General features: G+C 59.3%; 2 protein-coding genes. Both read right to left on the minus strand.

Translation table 11 applies throughout. The annotated features are described in order from the left end of the window. Nucleotides 1-152: 152 nt before the first annotated feature. Nucleotides 153-473 (minus strand): hypothetical protein, encoded by a 321-nt coding sequence (locus tag M0D67_RS41935; RefSeq protein WP_266243664.1) that lies wholly within the window; start codon nucleotides 471-473, stop codon nucleotides 153-155. Between the two features lie 21 nt (nucleotides 474-494). After that, on the minus strand, nucleotides 495-1,662 hold a 1,168-nt coding region (locus M0D67_RS41940; RefSeq protein WP_266243666.1), incomplete at its 5' end, for a hypothetical protein.

Genomic DNA, 1,662 nt, shown 5'->3' on the forward strand with positions numbered 1-1,662 from the left:
GCTGTCGGCTTGCGTGACGGGCGAAGCCGGGCGCGCAAGGTGCAGCGGCACGGCTGGATGGCTGAGGCGCCAACGGAAACAAAAACGCCGGCGCGAGGCCGGCGGCGGATAGCGATCATCCGTTGGCAGGACGCGTTCTCCAGCTTACTGTCCTATCGGCCCAGCATACGAACCGAAAACGCTCCTGCAATCTTGCGCTCCATCTCAGCGACGAGCTCCGCGACAACTTGCTGGATTTCGCTTTCAGGCGTGCCGACCGGAAAAATCGCATGGCTTGTCGCCAGTACGTTTTCGCCTGCACTGGTGAAGTCACCGTTGGTGAGCCACCACCGATCGCACTCGTGATCGAAACGCAGCCAGATGCAGGCCCGTGCCGGCCCAACAAACGTCTCGAAATTCTTATTGAAGTAATCGAGAATGCTGTCTTTCTCCCAGGCGAACTTCGCAAGGCAATCAACAATCACGTCTTTCATGACTCTCCACTGTTCTAACAGTTAGAAGCTCAGTTGGCCCTGAGTCGCGGGCGCGGGCGGCACGGTCTCGGCACTGGATGTCTCGGGCACATGCCACGTGAGCGCATCGCGCATCGAGCCGACGCGATAACGTACCCGGTCAGCGTCCTCGCCTTTGATGTCAGAAAAGGAGAACGTGAATTCATCCGGTGCCTGGTCGCCCTCGCGGATCAAGCCAAGGCCTCGGGCCAGTTCATCAACGTCGCTTTGCTGATAATCCTTCTTGCACGCGGTGCGGCGCACGGTAATGCGGCTGTCCCCAGGCAACGGCGCTGCGTCGTTCAGGGCTTCACGCACGGCCGGAATGGTCGTCTTGGCAAATCCCGGTTGAACGAGCTCCCGCTCGAGCGCCGTGCCGGTCACGAAACTGGCGAGCGCAGAGTAAGCCCATTGACCGTGCGACCACTCGCCGTTTTCGCCTGCAACAAGCCGCACGTCTCGGTCAATCGCGTAGCAATGGATTGACGGAATTTCGACTTCCCGTGCCGCAACATTACGCACTGCGGGAACGTCAATCGGCAAGGTGCCAGTGTCGGAATGCGTGAAGATCCGCCAAGGGGAAAGCTCGCCATTAACCCCGTATATGGCATGCAACAAGGCCGTGTCGTCGTAAAGCGTCACGTCAATGCCACCGTTCCTGATAGTCTCGAACCGATCGGCGAAACCCGCACGATTAAGCGCGTCGGCAACTCTTTCGCACGAATCTTCCGGCACCGCCGCGCGCCATGATTGGTCGAACTTCAGCGACACGGCAACATCGCGAATCTGGACCGGACGATTTAGCTCCTGCTTCCACGACTCGATGTAGTTCTCGGGCTTGATTTCGCCGCTCCGACTTTGCAGCATGCCACCGCAACAGTCCGATGCGCCGACAAATACGCGGCGAAACACCTCCTCTCGCGTGCCGAATGCGAACGCGCTCCAGTGGTCGTCGTGCGGATAGACGTTCTTCTCGTAGTGACGCTCGAAAAGGACATAGAACAACTCCCCTTCATTCGAGCGGAAAGCTGCTGCGCACTTCCCAGTTGTGACCGTTGCGCCCATGTAAAGCTCCTTGCGTAAGTGGGTAAAAGCTGACCGGGCCCCTAGATTCGGAGTCCCGGCCATGCCGGTTTGTGCTGAGTCGGCGGTGCTTCTCGTCGTTGCCGCC

Origin of the sequence: Paraburkholderia sp. SECH4 (assembly GCF_030511745.1) — a bacterium.
GTDB lineage: Bacteria > Pseudomonadota > Gammaproteobacteria > Burkholderiales > Burkholderiaceae > Paraburkholderia > Paraburkholderia madseniana.